The sequence below is a fragment of the Streptantibioticus parmotrematis genome, assembly GCF_019890615.1.
GTDB lineage: Bacteria > Actinomycetota > Actinomycetes > Streptomycetales > Streptomycetaceae > Streptantibioticus_D > Streptantibioticus_D parmotrematis.
Map to the genome: position 1 here is coordinate 1 of NZ_JAINVZ010000080.1, position 305 is coordinate 305.

General features: G+C 64.6%; 1 pseudogene. It reads right to left on the reverse strand.

Annotated features, from left to right (window positions below):
* Positions 1 to 305, reverse strand: a pseudogene (locus K7472_RS32330) (poly-gamma-glutamate synthase PgsB); the annotation flags it as partial.

Here is a 305-nt window from a genome sequence, read left to right on the forward strand (position 1 = left end):
GCGCGGACTTCGTCGGATGCCCGATCAGGAACACCGTGTCCGGATCCAGATCCGGCACGATCGCCCCCATCTGACCATTGCGCTCCACCCGGTCCGGACGGCAGTTGATCACCACACCCAACGGACGCCGGATCGCACCCAGCGTCTCCAGCTGCTGGACGTTCATCAACGTCGACTCCGGGTCATTGGCCGCGAAGACATTGGCGAACCGCAACTTCTTGCCCTCACCCGTCACATACCGCTCCACCGACAGCACACCAGGATCCGGCGGCGCCTCCCACATCCCCTTCATCGCCGTCGCCCTA